This is a genomic window from Flavobacterium panacis (assembly GCF_024649945.1).
In the GTDB taxonomy this organism is placed as follows: domain Bacteria; phylum Bacteroidota; class Bacteroidia; order Flavobacteriales; family Flavobacteriaceae; genus Flavobacterium; species Flavobacterium panacis.
The window spans coordinates 182,786-197,001 of record NZ_JANKMS010000002.1; the positions used below are offsets into that span (position 1 = coordinate 182,786).

Annotated in this window: 11 protein-coding genes; 1 reads left to right on the plus strand and 10 read right to left on the minus strand. The window is 33.0% G+C overall.

Going from position 1 to position 14,216, the window contains the following annotated elements:
- Positions 1–43 precede the first annotated feature (43 nt).
- Positions 44–1,921 (plus strand): PEP/pyruvate-binding domain-containing protein, encoded by a 1,878-nt coding sequence (locus NQQ59_RS05745; protein ID WP_144214697.1) that lies wholly within the window; start codon positions 44–46, stop codon positions 1,919–1,921.
- On the opposite strand, the gene NQQ59_RS05750 is transcribed toward NQQ59_RS05745, so the two are convergent.
- The 10 genes from NQQ59_RS05750 to NQQ59_RS05795 form a co-directional block, all read right to left on the minus strand.
- A complete protein-coding gene (locus NQQ59_RS05750) occupies positions 1,918–2,475 on the minus strand; it encodes a DUF4956 domain-containing protein (protein WP_144214698.1) in 558 nt (185 codons plus the stop codon). The two genes, NQQ59_RS05745 and NQQ59_RS05750, sit on opposite strands and share 4 nt — an antisense overlap.
- 36 nt (positions 2,476–2,511) lie before the next feature.
- Positions 2,512–3,561 carry a tetratricopeptide repeat protein gene (locus tag NQQ59_RS05755; protein ID WP_186296574.1) on the minus strand — a complete coding sequence of 350 codons (1,050 nt, stop codon included), beginning with the start codon at positions 3,559–3,561 and terminating at the stop codon, positions 2,512–2,514.
- A 139-nt stretch (positions 3,562–3,700) separates the two neighbouring features.
- Positions 3,701–4,426: a toxin-antitoxin system YwqK family antitoxin gene (locus tag NQQ59_RS05760; protein WP_144214700.1), complete on the minus strand. Its 726-nt coding sequence runs from the start codon at positions 4,424–4,426 to the stop codon at positions 3,701–3,703.
- Between the two features lie 95 nt (positions 4,427–4,521).
- Entirely contained in the window at positions 4,522–6,435 is a 1,914-nt protein-coding gene (gene yidC, locus NQQ59_RS05765) for a membrane protein insertase YidC (RefSeq protein WP_144214701.1), read from the minus strand.
- Positions 6,436–6,511: 76 nt separating this feature from the next.
- The gene (locus NQQ59_RS05770) at positions 6,512–8,125 is read right to left on the minus strand and encodes a CTP synthase (protein ID WP_144214702.1); all 1,614 of its coding nucleotides are present in this window, start codon (positions 8,123–8,125) and stop codon (positions 6,512–6,514) included.
- Positions 8,126–8,341: 216 nt separating this feature from the next.
- A complete protein-coding gene (locus NQQ59_RS05775; protein ID WP_144214703.1) occupies positions 8,342–8,572 on the minus strand; it encodes a DUF3820 family protein in 231 nt (76 codons plus the stop codon).
- Between the two features lie 167 nt (positions 8,573–8,739).
- The gene (gene nagB / locus NQQ59_RS05780; RefSeq protein WP_144214704.1) at positions 8,740–10,668 is read right to left on the minus strand and encodes a glucosamine-6-phosphate deaminase; all 1,929 of its coding nucleotides are present in this window, start codon (positions 10,666–10,668) and stop codon (positions 8,740–8,742) included.
- Positions 10,669–10,691: 23 nt separating this feature from the next.
- On the minus strand, positions 10,692–12,071 hold the full coding sequence (locus NQQ59_RS05785; protein WP_144214705.1) for a sugar MFS transporter: 1,380 nt from the start codon (positions 12,069–12,071) through the stop codon (positions 10,692–10,694).
- 164 nt (positions 12,072–12,235) lie between these two features.
- Positions 12,236–13,117, minus strand: a complete 882-nt coding sequence (locus NQQ59_RS05790; RefSeq protein ID WP_144214706.1) for a sugar phosphate nucleotidyltransferase — start codon at positions 13,115–13,117, stop codon at positions 12,236–12,238.
- A gap of 12 nt (positions 13,118–13,129) precedes the next feature.
- Positions 13,130–14,215 (minus strand): mevalonate kinase family protein, encoded by a 1,086-nt coding sequence (locus tag NQQ59_RS05795; protein WP_144214707.1) that lies wholly within the window; start codon positions 14,213–14,215, stop codon positions 13,130–13,132.
- Between the last annotated feature and the right edge of the window lies 1 nt (position 14,216).

Consider the following 14,216-nt stretch of genomic DNA (forward strand, 5'->3'; position numbering starts at 1 on the left):
CTTATTGCTTTTTTAAGTACATTTAATCCTCTATTTTTTAAATATGAAAAAATACATTTACAGTTTACTTTTCCTTTTCGTCTTAACGAGTTTAAGCGCGCAGCGTTTTTCGGCTTCACTTGCAAATTATGAAGCTTACAAAGCTTTTAAAGGAAAACCTTTGTCTGATAAATTTTCGAATATCGAATCGGTTAAAGTGATTTACGATTTGCGAAAACAAAAAATGTATTACTTCAACAGCAGTCTCATTTTATTACATTATGATTTTGCTACAAATTATTTAGGATATACTCCCGATTTAGAATTTTTCAATCTAAGAAACTACAGCAACACCGAAAAAGACAGAGATTTTCTACTTGGAAATTTAAATCACATTAAAGGAACAGACAAATGGATTTTTGAACTTGCTGCGTCAGACCATATGCCGATTGTATTAATTGAACGTTTTTTCAATCTAGTCAGAAATTCAACATTTATTGGACAAAAACTAAAATTTTATTTGAACAATCCAGAAATGATGGACTGGTATCAACAACAGAAATTCAAAATTCCTTGTGTGAAATCAGATTATATTTTTGGTGAAATTAAATATCAGGAAGTCGTTCGTGGCAGCAACATTGGAATTTTAAAAAAATACAAAATCAAGGATTTAGAAACAATAAAACCTGGTTCTGATGAAATTATTATTTTAGACGGAACGCCTGATATTCTGCCCAATGTGAGAGGAATTATCGTGAATGAACTCCAAACACCTTTAAGTCATTTGGTTCTTTTAGGAAAAAACAGAAAGATTCCGATTATGGCTTACACAGAAATCGAAAAAGATAACAATGTCAAAAAGCTCCTTTCTAAAAAAGTGGAACTTAAAATACAAGTTGATACTTTTTTCATCAAAGAAACCACTAAAAAAATCCCACCAAAAACAATTGGCAAAAAGAAAAAACTAACGATCGACAACAGTGTAACCGAATTAGTCAACCTATCTCAAATTCCTAAAAAAGGAGTTAACTATATTGGTTCAAAAGCACAAAACATGGCGTATTTAATTGCAATTTCAAAAGAAATCCCTTTTAAAACCCCAGAAAATGCGCATGCGATTCCGTTTTATTTTTACACCATTCACATTCAAAAGGAATCTATTTCTCCGTTAATTACAGAACTTTTAGCTTTTCCAAAGAAAGATTCAACAGTTTGGATTAATAAGCAGTTGAAAAAAATCAGAGACGCTATTAAAAAAGAACCAATTGATCCGGAATTAATTTCAAAATTAAATCTGGCTTTTAAAGATACTAAATTCAAGAATTTCAGATTTAGATCTTCTACCAATGCTGAAGATTTAGATGATTTTAACGGCGCTGGATTGTACGATTCCAAAACAGGAATTTTAGGAGATTCTATCAAAACTTTTGAAAAAGCGATCAAACAAGTTTGGGCAAGCGTTTGGAACGAAGCTTCGTATAACGAAAGAGAACTCTTCGGAATCGATCAGCAAAATATTGCAATGGGCGTTTTAGTGCATCGTTCTTTTCCTGATGAATTAGCAAATGGGGTCATTATTACCAAAAATCTTTTTAGATTTAATTTTCCTGGTATAACAGTGAATGTTCAAAAAGGAGAAAACTCAGTTGTAAAACCAGAAAAAGGAGAAATCTGCGAGCAATTTGTCGCCTATCATTTTAACGACAGAAAAGACGAAACCGATTTTGACATTGATTATACTTCCAATTCTAATCTGAATAATAACGAACCTTTATTGAGCAGAAAAGAAATGAGTAACATATTTAATGTCAGCAGAAAAATTGAAGAAAAAATGTATCGTTATTGGCGTAAAAACCAATTTCATCCTGTTGATATTGAGTTTAAAATCGTTGGCAAAAAAAGAGATTTATACATCAAACAAGTTCGACCGTTTAACGATTAATAAAAAACCAACAAATCGATTTCGTTTGCAGCAGTATTGATTAAAACAATCCTGAAATCAAATTCTTCAATTTTAATTTTCTCTTTAATTGAGCTTCTAATCACTTCTTGATTCAAAGAAAAATTATCGTCAAGCGGAATTTTAACCTCTACAGAATTCAGATATTTCGAAGCTTTTTTGTTGACGATGATTGAAGCTGCAATGTAAAATCCGATAATAATGATTTGAAAAAATAGTAATAATTCAATCTTTTCAAACGGATACATAATATCTAAAATAGACAATGTAATGGTCGCAAAAAGAAAGATGATAGCATTTACCGTAAAAGATTGTGTTCTAAATCGAAGTATGGAAAAAATAGCAAATAATCCAAAACCAATTCCAACTCCTATTTCTATTTTGGTAAAAAGATAACAGAGCGAAAAAGTACAAAGCCCAACAATAACCATTAATGGATTTATAGTAGCGTTATCTTTTCTATTAGAGAAAAAATACAGCACCAAAATCGAGAAAAACAAAAGTAGAAATCTTCCAAAAAGCTCGTTTAAATCCATTTCATGAAAAATATTAGCAAATAGTTCTTGATTTAACTATTTAAAATTCCATTTATAATTTTTAGACCATTCATAAAAATCATCTAGCTTATTTTGATTCTTTTTATGCCATTTCACAACATCATCTGTACCTGCATCAACATACGCGATATAGGCAAATGGTTCTATTAATTTCTTATTCTTCATTTCAATGAAATAAGGTGCTAAATAACTCCAATAAAAACCACTATTATCTGATTTTACTTCTTCTAATGAAGAACAAATAACCTCAAATTTTCTAATAAAATTCTCTGCCTCTGTTTTTTTGACATTCTTCTTATCGTAATCCAAACCTGAACTCATAGAAAGTATCAAATCGGTCACAGAAAAATCATTTTCTTTTTTTACTCCCGTCGAATCTGGAAGCATTCCTGCATCAATATTAATCGTTACGTTTTTATCATCTTTTTGTGTAACTCCTTTCATCAATAAATTTTGCAAATTCTCAAAGTTTTTCTTCGATCTACTTGTTTGCGGCTCTACAATTAAAAATCTTGAGAAAGCCAAAATAGCAGGAATTCTATTAGAATTTGATTCTAATATTCCTATAGCATTTAATGAACCTGGATGTTTTGGATTTATAGCTAAAGATCTTTGAAAACACAAAACAGCTTCAGCGCTATTATTGAAATTAGCATAACAAATCCCTTTATTAAAATATAACTGATAATAATCTGGAAATCTCTGAATACCTTGTTCATAAATTTTTAATGCTTCTTCAGTTTTCTTTAAATGATCCAATGCATTACCATAAGTAACATAAATATTTTCAAGTCCTTTATTTGGGTGAGTTGCAATGGCATGTTTTGAGATAGCTACAACTTCTTCAAATTTATTTAAAGAACTTAATGTTAACGATTTCTCAATTAATGCAAACAAATTATCTTTATCCAGACTTAATGCGTTATCATAATTCTTGATTGCACCTTCAAAATCTCCTTTATCATGAAGAACAATACCAGCTTCAACCATCTTATCTGCATCGGCTTGATTTTGTGCATAAACACCTGTAAACAACAATAGGAATAGTAAAGTTTTCAATTTCATAAACATTAAAATTTAAGTTATAAACTTACTATATTTTACTTAGAAAAAAATAAATTTTACAAGAAAACAATTGCAAAAAAAATGGATTTAAAAATTCATTTAAATCCATTTATCAATTTATTCCTTTTGCTTTCTAACATTATTTCTTTTGTGTCCCTCCTTTTTCAGAAGCTTTATTCGTGTTTTTAGGATCACTCATATTGACTTCTTTTACCAATTTTCCTTTTTGATAAAACTGCCAGATTCCTGCTTTTTTACCATTTACAAATTTGCCTTTAGATGCAATAGATTTATCTGACTCATAAAAAACAGCATCTCCGTTGTATTCGTTATTTTTAAAAGTAGATTCTTCCAAAAGCGTTCCGTCTTGTCCTATCTTTTTATAAGCTCCTTCTTTCAAACCATTTTTATACATCATCTCTTCTGCAACTTTTGCATTTGGATAATAAATAGTTCGCAATCCTTCTAATTTTCCTGCTTTGTAATTTTCAACCGTCATTAAAACCTTAGAAGCTTTATGGTAATATTTCCATTCTCCTTCACGAGATTTCCCAATTTCTTTTCCTTCGCTCACAATGTTTTTATTCTGATCATAAAAAATAGTGTACGAACTGCCATCATTCGCACTAAAATCTCTAGTTGCGATTATATCTCCTTTTTTAGTATCATCAAAAAACTTAAATAAACCCGTTTCTTTTCCATGATTAAAAGTTCCTTCATAACGAGGTCTTTTAGATTCGGTGTAAACACCTTTCCAAAGTCCGTCTTTTTTTCCCGATGCATCGACTTTATTACTATCGGTTTGCGCGTTAGAAATTAATGACGACAAGAACAATATTGCAAATATGATTTTTTTAGAGATCATAGAAATGGTTTTGTTTTTAAGCTTAACGAAAATCTAAATTATAAATTATATTGGTATAAAAAAATCCCGATTTAATCGGGATTCTTTATTGAGAATTATTTCTTTTTATTTTGAGCTTTTGCAGCTTCTTGTTGTTCCATAACTTCCTGAAGACGTTGCTGGAATTTGCTTGGCTTTTTAGGTTCTCTTTGTTTGTTTTCCTGAATCTGAGCGTGAATTTTATCACTATCTACAATATAATTCTTAATTACAAACATAATTCCAATTGTAATTAAGTTTGAAATAAAGTTATACAAACTCAATCCTGCACCATAACTATTGAAGAAAATCAACATCATTAATGGCGAAACATAAATCATGATTTTCATCATTTTTGCCATATCTGGCATACCTTCTTGTTGAGGCGCTGCCATTTGCTGATCTCCTGAAGTCATTTTCATGTAGAAGAAAATCGCGATTGCTGCCAAAATTGGGAACAAACTGATATGATCTCCATACATCGGAATATTGAATGGTAATTTTACAACCGAGTCAAAAGATGACAAATCGTCTGCCCAAAGGAAACTTTTTTGTCTTAATTCAAACGCTGCAGGGAAAAACTGGAACGATGCGTACATGAAAGGCAACTGAATCAATGCTGGAATACATCCCGCCATTGGGTTTACACCTGCTTTGTTGTACAACTTCATTGTTTCCTGCTGTTTCTTCATTGGGTCTTTTTTGAATTTCTCTCCCAACTCTGCAATATCAGGTCTTAAAACTTTCATTTTAGCCTGAGACAAGAATGACTTATACGTAATTGGCGACATAGCCAATTTGATGATAATCGTAAAAATGATAATCGCAATTCCCAATGACAATCCAATTGTTGAACTTAAGAATCCGAATAATGGAATGAAGATTAATTTGTTAATCCACCCGAAAATTCCCCATCCTAAAGGAATGATTTTATCGAAATTTTTATCGTAAGCTTTTAATGTTTTGTAATCAACAGGACCCATATACAAACTCATTTTGTAATCGATCTCTCCGTTTGAAAACGCTAAAGGCAAATTAGCTCTAAATTGTTTTGTAAAAACAGTATCAATTTTTTCATCTTTAACTAAATCATCAGACTGTAGTTTTGAAGTTTCAAAAGGCTTTTCTGTAGATAAAATTGTAGCAAAGAAGTGTTGTTTGAAAGCCACATAGCTCACTTTCTTAGGTGTTTCTTCTTTTCCTTGTCCGTGAGAACTTACATTATTATATTTTGACTCTTCGTATTTAAAATCAACTTGAGCAAAACGATTTTCATAAGAAACACTTTTCTCGTTTCTGTATGTTTTTAAATCCCATTCTAAATTTAATGGTTTAGCAGAATTTAAAACTTTGTTTAACCCTTGAGAACGAATATCAAAACCAACTAAATAATCATTTGGTTTAAGGATGTATTTATACTCTAAAAATTCATTTGCACCTGCTTTTAAACGCATAGATAAAACTTGGTCTGCACCAATTTTTTCTAATGTTGGTTCGAAATACAAATCTTTAGAATTTAACGTTCTATTGTCTGTAGTAAGAAGCTGTAAATTTAAATTTGAGTTGTTGTTTTTGATTAACTCAACTAATTGCCCAGAACCTTTTTTAAATTTTTCGAATTCTTTTAAAGTAGCTTCAACAATGTAACCACCTTTGTTCGCGATTTTAAGCTTAAGCTTTTCGTTTTCAATTGTAGTAAAAGTTTCTTTTGCAGAAGGAAGCGTTGCAGAATATGCAAATCCTCCTAAAGTTTTTTGCAATTGAGCCAATTGTAATGTATCTCCAGGAGTTGCAGTAACAGCTGGTAATGATGCAGTTTTAGCTTTATCGGCTTTTGCTTGTGCTTCTTGTTTAGCAACTAATTCTTTCTTGGCTTTTTGAGCTGCAATTTCTTTCTCAGAAGGTTGATTTTGATAAAAAATCCAAATCAAGATTCCGAATATCAATACAAAACCAATGATCGAATTGAGGTCTAATTTTTTTTCTTCCATTATTTTAAAAAAGTTATTCGTTTGAGGATATTAGTTATTCGTTTAATTTAAATGTTACACCTCTTAGAATGAATTATTATTTTTTATGTGCATTTACTGCAGCAGCCACAAAGTTTACAAAAATCGGGTGCGGATTTGCAACTGTACTTTTGTATTCTGGGTGGTATTGTACACCAATGAAGAATGGGTGATTTTCAAGCTCTACAATCTCCACTAAACCTGTATCAGGGTTAACTCCAGAAGCTTTTAAACCAGCTTTTTGCAATTCATCAGCATATTTATTGTTGTACTCATAACGGTGGCGGTGACGCTCCGAAATAGTTTTTTCTCCGTAAATTCTATACGCTAAAGTGTTTGGTTTAATATCACATTTCCAAGCACCTAAACGCATTGTTCCTCCTTTATCGGTTACATTTTTCTGCTCTTCCATTAAATTCACAACCGGATGAGGCGTTTTCTCATTCATCTCAGTAGAATTCGCTTCAGCGTAACCTAAAATATTTCTAGAATATTCGATAACAGACATTTGCATTCCTAAACAAATTCCGAAGAAAGGAATATTGTTTTCACGAACAAAACGAACTGCTTCGATTTTTCCTTCAATACCTCTTTCACCAAAACCTGGTGCAACTAAAACTCCGTCTAAAGAACCTAATTTCTCTTCTACATTTTCAGCATTGATATGCTCTGAGTGAATAGAAATTACATTTACTTTCGTTTCGTTTGCAGCACCTGCATGAATGAACGCCTCTAAAATAGATTTGTAACAATCCTGCATTTCTACATATTTTCCAACCAAACCAATGTTTACCGTTTGTTTTGGACTTTTTAATCTTTTTAAGAAAGTATTCCAAGTTTTAAGATCTGGAGATGCTTTTTTAGGCAAATCCAATTTCTTTAAAGCCACAACATCTAATCCTTCTTCAAGCATTAAATTTGGAACTTCATATATAGTAGAAGCATCAATAGATTGAATAACTGCTTCTTTTTTCACATTACAGAACAAAGCTAACTTTTGACGTAATTCCTGAGACAATTCGTGCTCGGTTCTACAAACCAAAATATCTGCTTTAATACCACTCTCCATTAAAGTTTTAACAGAGTGCTGTGTTGGTTTTGTTTTTAATTCACCTGCAGCAGCCAAAAATGGAACTAATGTCAAATGAATTACGATTCCGTTGTTTTCGCCTAACTCCCAAACCAATTGACGAACAGATTCGATATAAGGTAAAGATTCGATATCACCAACAGTTCCACCAATTTCAGTAATTACAATATCATAATCGCCAGATTTTCCTAGCAATTGCATTCTGTCTTTGATTTCGTTTGTGATATGAGGAACAACTTGAACTGTTTTTCCTAAAAATTCTCCTCTTCTTTCTTTTTCAATAACCGAAAGATAAACTCTTCCTGTAGTAACGTTATTAGCCTGAGAAGTTGGAACGTTCAAGAAACGCTCGTAGTGTCCTAAGTCTAAGTCAGTTTCAGCTCCATCATCTGTTACGTAACATTCTCCGTGCTCATACGGGTTTAGTGTCCCCGGATCAACGTTAATATACGGATCAAATTTCTGAATAGTCGTACGGTACCCTCTTCCTTGTAACAATTTTGCCAAAGATGCCGCGATAATCCCTTTTCCTAATGAAGAGGTCACACCTCCTGTAACAAAAATATATTTTGTTTGATTCATTCTGTTGTTTGTTTGTAAGTAGTTGTGTAAAAAACTTGGCAAAAGTACAAATTTAATTAGACAATTTGCTAATTAGAAAATTAGAAAATGTATCAATTAGAAAATTTAAGAAATAGATAAGTGATAATTAAAAAACTATGAATTAAATTCACTTTAAAACAACATTTTAATACTATCCCTCTAAACATTTTCTAATTTTCTAATTATCTAATTATTTTAAGGTTTTGGATATTGCTTCTTAATATTTCGAATCAGTTCTTCCAAGCCATTAAGTTTCAATTCATAAATAAGCTGTAACTGCTGTCCCAATTCTCCTTTAGGGAATCCTTTATTATGATACCAAACGACATAGTACTCCGGAAGGTCAATTAAATATTTTCCTTCATATTTTCCGAAAGGCATTTTGGTATGCGCTAATTTTATGAGTTGTTTTTTTTCTTGGTCCATTTTTTTTAGAATAAAAAAGAAGCAAGAAGAAAGACTAAGCTCTCTTCTTGCTTCTATTATATGCAAAGCTATTACTATTTTGCCACAGATTAAAATGATTCACACAGATTATTAACCAAAGATTAAAAAAACTCAGAACCTTAGAATCTCAGCAGCTTAGAACCTTCTTAGTAATGCCATCTCACGAAAGCCTCCATTGCTGCATAAGTTGCCAAACCTAATTGGTGGTACAACTCAGCTGTTTCACGGTTTCTGTCTTCTGCTCTCTGCCAGAACTCCCTTGCATCTGTTCCTTGAAAAACAACTCCATCTTTTTGAGATTGGTGTTTAAAGATTCCGTGACGTTTTGCCAAAACCTGATCTGGGCTCATAGGAACCGCCATTTCAACTTCATCAATTCCCCATTCTTGCCAAGCGCCGCGGTACAACCATAACCAGCAATCGTTCATGAATTCTTTTGGTTTTAAAACTTTTACAGCTTCAAAAATAGCATCCAAACAAACTTTATGTGTTCCGTGTGGATCTGCTAAATCTCCTGCTGCGTAAATTTGGTGTGGTTTAATTTTCTCAATTAAATCAACTGTCAACTGAATATCTTCGGGTCCAATTGGTTTTTTCTCGATTGTTCCTGTTTCATAGAAAGGCAATTCCATAAAGTGAATTTGAGAATCTGGAAGACCAACAAAATAACTCGTCGCTCTCGCCTCTCCTTTTCTAATTAAACCTTTAATGTAACGAACTTCTGGAATATCAATTTCACTGTTCTTTTTATTCTGCAAGAATGCCTCAGCTTTCCTGTAAATATTATCCGCTTCTTCGCTTTTGATTCCGAATTTCTCGTTGTAATCTATTACGAATCTTGCAAAACGCAATGCTTCATCATCTGCAACCGCAATGTTTCCAGAAGTCTGGTAAGCAACGTGCACTTCATGTCCTTGCTCTTGCAAACGCATGAAAGTCCCTCCCATACTGATAATATCGTCATCAGGGTGTGGAGAAAAAATCAATACACGTTTTTTAGCTGGCTCTGCTCTTTCTGGACGGTTTGAATCGTCTGAATTTGGTTTTCCACCTGGCCAACCTGTAATTGTATTTTGTAATTTATTGAAAATCTTAATATTGATATCGTAAGCTGGACCTGAATCTGCTAACAAATCACTCATACCGTTTTCAATATAATCAGCATCTGTAAGCATCAAAATTGGTTTTTTAAGATCTAATGCCAATCCTAAAACCGCTTTACGAGTTAATTTATCTGTCCAAACAATTTTCTCAACCAACCAAGGTTTATTAACTCTAGTAAGTTTTGAAGAAGCTTCTTTATCTAAAATGAAAACCGCATTGTTGTGCTCTTGCAAAAATGAAGCAGGAACTCTATTTGTAACCTCATCTTCAACAGATTTCTTTACAATATTTGCTTTTCCTTCACCCCAAGCCAATAAGATTACTCTTTTTGCTTCCATGATTTTTTTAACTCCAAGCGTAATTGCCGTTCTTGGCGTATTGTTCAAACCATAAAAATCTTTGCTTGCAGCAACTCTCGTAATGTGATCCAAAGCTACTAAACGGGTTTTAGAGTTTTGAAGTGAACCTGATTCGTTAAATCCAATGTGTCCGTTACCTCCAATTCCAAGAATTTGCAAATCGATTCCACCTAAAGCTTCGATTTTAGCTTCGTATTCGTGGCAATAATCTGCAATTTGCTCTTTTGTCAAAAGTCCGTCTGGAACGTGAGCATTTTCAGGTAAAATATCGACATGATCAAACAAAAGCTCTTTCATGAAACGAACATAACTATTAATTGAATTCGGTTCCATTGGATAGTATTCATCCAAGTTAAAACTGATTACGTTTTTAAAACTCAAACCTTCTTCTTTGTGTAAGCGAACTAATTCAGCATATAATCCTTTTGGAGAAGAACCTGTTGCCAAACCTAAAATACAAGGCTTACCTTCTTTTTGTTTTTCTTTGATTAAAGCTGCAATTTCTTGCGCTACTTCTTTTGAAGCTTCTGTTGAGTTTTCAAAAACAACTGTATTGATGTTTTCGAATCGTTTTTCGAAACCTGTTGCTTTGTCGATTTTACTTTTTAACATGATATATTATTTTTATTTTTTGTTCAACTTTTCCATTTCCTATATTTATGCCCTTTTACAGCATAAAACAAAATCATTATATAAGACGGTACTAGTATTAAATAAGCCAACTGATTACCGCTTCTCGAAACATCTTGCAGATTTTTTGCAACATTTGCAGAATTGATACTTTCTGTAATCATTCCGTAAAAAAGTGGAAAAACTGCCCCACCAATAATTCCCATAATTAGAATCGCGCTTCCAATCTTCGTATATCCGCCCAAATCCTGCAAAGCCATTGGCCAAATTGCCGGCCAGCATAGTGCATTTGCCAAACCTAAAAGCGCTACTAAAAGAATTACAACGGGCATATTTTGAATTCCAGCGAATGCAATTGTTACTTTTGGCGAAATCAAAACAACAGCCAAAACCAATATTAAACCCAATAATCCTGAGACTTTTAAAGCGGTAACCTGAGAAACATATTTTGGAATTAAAACGATTCCCAAGATATACCCAACAACCATTGCAGACATGGTAAACGAAGTCAATTTTAAATAAAAATTTCCCTCTTCTCCATAAACTCCCAGCTGCTTTCCAAAACCTCCAATTGAATCTCCCGCCAAAACTTCGGCAGACAAATACAACATTAAAGTAATCACTCCCAAAACCAACTGCGGATGTCTAAATGCATTTTTGATTTGTTTGAAAATATTCAAATGTGATACATTTCCTTCTTCATCTAAATCAATTTCTGGCAAAGGAGAAAATTTAACCAACAAAGCTAAAACTGTAATTATCAACCCCATATAAAGATACGGTCTTTGCAATTGCAATGCAAGAGAATTTAGCGCATTTGTTTTAGCTGCTTCATCCATCAAAGCAATTTTATCTGCTGTAAAGTCTTGCATATTAGACAAAACCAAAACCGTCAATACAATTGGAGCTACGAATCCAGCCAGTTTATTGGCAATTCCTAAAACACTAATTCTTGCTGCGGCACTTTCCCTTGGCCCGATTACTACAACATACGGATTTGAAGCCGTTTGCAAAACCGCCAAACCAGTTCCCATTATAAACAATGCCACTAAAAAGAAAAGAAATGTTCTGCTTGAAGCTGCAGGATAAAACATAAACGCTCCAGCGGCGATAATTAGCAAACCTAAAGAAATCCCGTTCTTATATCCCACTTTTTCAATTATATAAGAAGAAGGAACTGCCATTACAAAATAGGCAATGTAAAATGCAAAAGTCACAAAATACGCTTGAGAAGAAGTTAACTCGCAAGCCAATTCAAAAAACGGAATTAACGGTCCGTTCAACCAAGTCACAAATCCTAGAATAAAAAACAATAAAGTTAAAATCACCATCGGAACAACGGTGTTCTTTTTTTCTAACTGTAATGTACTTTGAATGTTTGCCATAATTTTTGGGTTGATTAGTTATAGATTTATTTCAATCAAAATCTAAATTAGAACCAACGCTTTAATTACTAATGCGTAATTTATGCAAATATCTGCATTTTTTTTGCAAAACAAAAGTAGTACATTAAATTTCTTTAATTTCTAATTTAGATATGAAAATTTTGTTAATTTTTGCTATTCCAGTTTAAATCAGGATAATATTTTGCCAAATATGTTTTTACATCGGCAATATCTTCTTTAGCAGTTAAGTCTGGAACATGTTCGGAAAATGGAATTCCAAGCGTAGTTTGCGGATTTTCCTTAACGGAATTCAAAAGTACCGTTGGCAGTTCCTTTTCGTCACGTTCTGAATGAACAGGGCAATTCTTTAAATGAGTATATAATGTTTCTCCATTAAACTTAAAAGCATTCATACTTACTCGTATTTTACCTTCTGCATCTTTATACTGTTCCAAAACATCTTCTGACGGTTTTTCTAAAATATCCAAAAGCTGATTATTCTGATCCAATTTAGCAATTGCAAATCGTGAAATACGTTCCAAAGGAAAATCCATCGCATCACGATCATAACTTATAAATGCGTTGGGACTTTCAGTTTCTCGCAACGCTCGCAAAGCTTCAGCCGAATACAGATTATCGCTATTACAAACGGAATAAAATTGCGAATTCAATTCTGGATATTGTTCTACTGCCTGAAACAAAGCATCAGCAGTTCCAAATGGCTTTACCCTTCCTTCTGGAATATATTGAACAGCAAATGAAATATTCAATCCATGAAAATCATTATTTTTCATTTCCCTTCCGTAAAATTCTTTAAACAACTCGCCTTGTTCTCCTATTATAATGTAGACGTTTTTATACCCCGCTTTTTTGGCATTCCACAAAAGATAATCTAAAAGAGGTCTTCCGCTTGCGCCAACACCAATTAGACCTTTACTTCTTTCGTTTGCCTGTGCTATTTCTTCTGGAGATAAATTATCTAAAACCGCTTCTTTTTTCATACGAGAAGAAGCTCCACCGGCTAGAATTACTAAATTGTCGTGCATTGTATTTTAAATTTAAATAGTATCAATAATTCGTACTCCTGGATCTACTTTTACGGCATACGCTTCTTCGGCTCCAGCTTTTAAAATTGCTTCAATTACGGCATCTTCATTTTTAGGATCGGCTATAACTACAATACTTCCGCCACCACCAGAACCAACAATTTTTGCTCCGTAAGCACCAGCTTTTAATGCTGCATTGATCATGGCATCAATTCTTGGAACAGTTATTTTGAGCAGATCTCGTAAAACTTCATGATGCCCATTCATTAAATCTCCAATCTTTTTTAGATCTAAAACTGGTTTCTCAAATTCTTTTAAAGCTTCTTTCGTATAATGGTAATTTGTAATTGCCGCTTCAAAAAACGGAATCAAACGGTCTGGAAGACAATTTCTATAATGATCCAAATCTTCTAACTGAGAAGTATGCAAATCAAAATCCGGATAATTTTGTTTTACGATATCAATAGCCATTAAAGCATTTCCTTTTAATTCTCCCAATAAACCAATTGTTTCTTTTGGAACTCCCGAAACTCCTGTAATCAAACCTTTTAATTCTGTTCCAATTACATCAAAAGAAAAAGGTTTTTTGGTATTGATGTACACAATATTTCCAACGCCAATGCTAAAATGATCCATCATACCGCCTGGCTCTCCGTGCTCCAGAACTTCTGATTCATAACCTAACTTGGAAAGAAAATCGGGTGTAACTTCATGATCAATTCCGAAAGCTTCTATTAAAAACCGAATCCATGCCATTAATAAAGCAGAAGAACTTGATGTTCCAGAATTTATCGGAATATCTCCTGTAATGGTAATCGTGTAGCCTTTTGTTGGTATACAACCGTATCTGCGTAATACACGCAACGATGAAGCGAAGTAATCTCGAGGTTCTAATTTTTCAAATGAAGCATGTATATCGACAATTCTAATCTCATCAATATCAATCATATTGAGAACGAAAGTATCGGTTTGATTTTCTTTTGCAATAAGTTTAATATTTCGATCTATAGCGCAGGCTATAACAGGCAGCCCTAAATAATCTTGATGATCTCCAAAAAGGCAGGTTCTCCCTGGCGCTGAAGCTGTAATTTTTCTCATT

Excerpts from the sequence above, each read along its gene's own strand:
- NQQ59_RS05760 (WP_144214700.1), bottom strand. The coding sequence starts at position 4,426 with ATGATCTCTAAAAAAATCATATTTGCAATATTGTTCTTGTCGTCATTA.
- nagB (WP_144214704.1), bottom strand. The coding sequence starts at position 10,668 with ATGTTAAAAAGTAAAATCGACAAAGCAACAGGTTTCGAAAAACGATTC.
- yidC (WP_144214701.1), bottom strand. The coding sequence starts at position 6,435 with ATGGAAGAAAAAAAATTAGACCTCAATTCGATCATTGGTTTTGTATTG.
- NQQ59_RS05775 (WP_144214703.1), bottom strand. The coding sequence starts at position 8,572 with ATGGACCAAGAAAAAAAACAACTCATAAAATTAGCGCATACCAAAATG.
- NQQ59_RS05795 (WP_144214707.1), bottom strand. The coding sequence starts at position 14,215 with ATGAGAAAAATTACAGCTTCAGCGCCAGGGAGAACCTGCCTTTTTGGA.
- NQQ59_RS05745 (WP_144214697.1), top strand. The coding sequence starts at position 44 with ATGAAAAAATACATTTACAGTTTACTTTTCCTTTTCGTCTTAACGAGT.
- NQQ59_RS05785 (WP_144214705.1), bottom strand. The coding sequence starts at position 12,071 with ATGGCAAACATTCAAAGTACATTACAGTTAGAAAAAAAGAACACCGTT.
- NQQ59_RS05750 (WP_144214698.1), bottom strand. The coding sequence starts at position 2,475 with ATGGATTTAAACGAGCTTTTTGGAAGATTTCTACTTTTGTTTTTCTCG.
- NQQ59_RS05770 (WP_144214702.1), bottom strand. The coding sequence starts at position 8,125 with ATGAATCAAACAAAATATATTTTTGTTACAGGAGGTGTGACCTCTTCA.
- NQQ59_RS05790 (WP_144214706.1), bottom strand. The coding sequence starts at position 13,117 with ATGCACGACAATTTAGTAATTCTAGCCGGTGGAGCTTCTTCTCGTATG.
- NQQ59_RS05755 (WP_186296574.1), bottom strand. The coding sequence starts at position 3,561 with ATGAAATTGAAAACTTTACTATTCCTATTGTTGTTTACAGGTGTTTAT.